Below are 2608 nucleotides of genomic sequence, written 5' to 3' on the forward strand. Positions count from 1 at the left end.
TTCAGCGTCAGTCCCAATTTTCCCTGGCCGATATTAAAGCCGATGCCCAGCGAGCCGCCCAGGCTGGAGTTGGTGCCGTCCAGCACCGAGGTATCACTCGCCGACAGCAGCTTGACATCGGTCAGCGCGGTCAGGCCCAGATCGTTGCCTGCCTGCAGCTGGCTGCCCTGCACGGTGATATCGGCTTGAGTGGCCTCGATCTTGAGGTTGTTGCCGGCGGTCAGCTGGCTGCCCTGGCTCTGGTGCCGGGTCTGGGTCTGCTCCGAGGTCGATGACTGGGCGCCATAGGACAGATTGAGGCCAATCAACGTGCCATCGCCCTAACCTTGGCAAAGGCACGCCCAGCCCGCAGTTAATCCTCAGTTGAACAATGATACTGGAGGTAATTCTTTTTCAGCCTTTTTAGCCCAAAGTGGGTTTATTTTTTCTAGATATTCGATCAATTTGGGGAAGATTATTTTCCTGCAATCTTCATAATCATCGACTCGATGCATTAATTCATACTCTACAGCCATTTGGTGAACTGCGGGATAAATAATCCAATAGAGCAACTCATCTAGATCTTTGGTGGATTTTCTTGAAAATTCATAGCCTCTCTCCGAATAAATATACTCATAGCTATCCTGAGATATATGAAGATATGGTTTTCCGTAAGCTGACGGTTTAGTTATAATAATCAATTCATTATGAGGCACATTGACTTTAGCGCCTAATCGGAAAACTTCATTCTGTATTACGCTTATATCTTCCATTTATTTAATCTCCTTCAGATAGCCTTTATCAATGAGCCATTCGATATTAACTCGTTGTTCCATATTAGGCAGTATCTTAACACCTCCACCGGTTTCACCAAAAGCAGGCGCTATTTTTCCCTGCATCACAGGCAATGGTTTTACAACCTCATATTCGTAATATTTTTCAGCTTTTGCACCTGGAGCCAGCGCTCTTTCCCCGTAAGGTGTTCCTTTGGGAGCTAAGAATGACCCGGCAGGTTCCCCATATCTATCCAAACGAGTTCCTACAGGAAGCGTTGTCTTGACCGGTTCTTCTGCAAAACCTAATTGTTTTGGCCAATTCCAATTATATGGATCACGACGATACTTATCGTATTGTGACCAGGCCCCAGCCTCTTCGTCAACAGCAAGATTTCCCGCAACTGGAGATGGAGATCTTCCAGATTCAGAAGGTTGTTTAATTGTACCGACCCCAGCCGGTTTTTCCATCACGCCTTTCAGCCCGACAGCACCGGCCAGAGCTGCTGTCAATGCCTGTGTCTGCATTGCTGTATCATAACGGCTGGCCGCAGTTTCCAAGCTTACTCCCGATGCCTGCGCTATTGCCGCAATCGCCTGGTCACGGCCTATATTACCCTTATCCAGCCCCTGTAACACGCTTTCCAGGTTTCTCGCATCCTGCGGGTACAGGTCTTTATACAACAGCGAGTAAGTAATGTTTTCACCATACTTCTTCAGCGCTTCCTCTGCTGGACCAACCAGTGCTCCGCAGCCTGAACCCCCTTTATTACCATCCGTACAGACCGCTTTTATCGCCTGGTCGCGGTCTTTGTCCGTTTCGTTGATTGCCGCCAGCTCATTTTTTTCGTCTGGCGTGATAGCCCCAGCTTTGTCCTTACTCTCTAAAACATATTTCCTTTCCGCTTCCTTCACACTCAGCCAGTTATTCTCTACAACAAAAAATCGGCATATGACCGGAATATCTGTCTATTAGGGATCTGATGGAGGATTAGCTCTTGCTTTATATTTATCAATTAACTTAAACACTATCACAGTTAACGTTATAGCCGAACCCGCAATGCATCCGAAGAGAAATCCTCTTATTATCTGTCCTTCGGGGATTAGAAAAAAACCAGTTTTGAAATAAATAAATACTGAGGCGCCAGTCCCCATTAACCCACAAAAGAAGATACAATAAGCACATGAATAAATGAGAATTTTAAGATAAGTGATCATTTTCCAGACTCCTCATTATCTTTATGCGTGTTCACTTCGGATGAGTCATTCAATAATTTTTTTGTATATCCTCCTAAGTATTCAGTCCCCAACCCACCTACAAGGTCATATATCACACCAGGAATATCATTATTATTAAATATCATTTCTACTCCGACTGGCGCATATTTTCCAAAAACGCCACCAAGTCCAGCTCCTGCAGCTGAAATACCAACAGCCCATTCATCAGGCCCATCTGTAAACATCGTCCCGCCGGCGGCTATCCCTACGTTCTGCCAGATGCCCCTTTCCGGAGCCAGGCCGCCCGTGATGGTCGCCACGCCAGTTCCCATATAGTCATAGGATTTGTTCTCATTGCCTGGCTGACTCATATCGAACCATTGATAGCTCCCGTTTGCGATTGCGCCGATGATACCGCCGGCTGCAACTTTATCCACAGATGCTGCGGGTCCTAGATAAGCCGCCCCTGCTATCAGTACGCCATCTTTATAACCATCAACGATCACTTTAGTGATATTAGTGCTGTCCGGCATATCCCCTTTAGCTAAATGACTCAGTGCAGTATTGATTTCATGTGGTGTGGCTCCGGCGTCTGTCATTGACGTTCCCAGCGATGTAGCTGACTGCCCATAGTCCAT

The 2608-nt window shown here is 46.7% G+C and carries 3 protein-coding genes and 1 pseudogene; all 4 read right to left on the minus strand.

Annotation, left to right across the window (positions count from 1 at the left end):
* Positions 1–308: hemagglutinin repeat-containing protein (locus EDC52_RS19715; RefSeq protein WP_196237782.1), on the minus strand; the 308-nt coding region annotated here is incomplete at its 3' end.
* 51 nt (positions 309–359) lie between these two features.
* Entirely contained in the window at positions 360–752 is a 393-nt protein-coding gene (locus EDC52_RS19720) for an Imm63 family immunity protein (RefSeq protein WP_131868042.1), read from the minus strand.
* Positions 753–1667, minus strand: coding sequence for a TNT domain-containing protein (locus tag EDC52_RS20190; protein ID WP_230468117.1), 915 nt, complete (start codon positions 1665–1667; stop codon positions 753–755).
* A 299-nt stretch (positions 1668–1966) separates the two neighbouring features.
* Positions 1967–2608: pseudogene (locus tag EDC52_RS19735) on the minus strand (VENN motif pre-toxin domain-containing protein); the annotation flags it as partial.

The sequence above is a fragment of the Biostraticola tofi genome (assembly GCF_004343195.1).
Lineage (GTDB): Bacteria > Pseudomonadota > Gammaproteobacteria > Enterobacterales > Enterobacteriaceae > Biostraticola > Biostraticola tofi.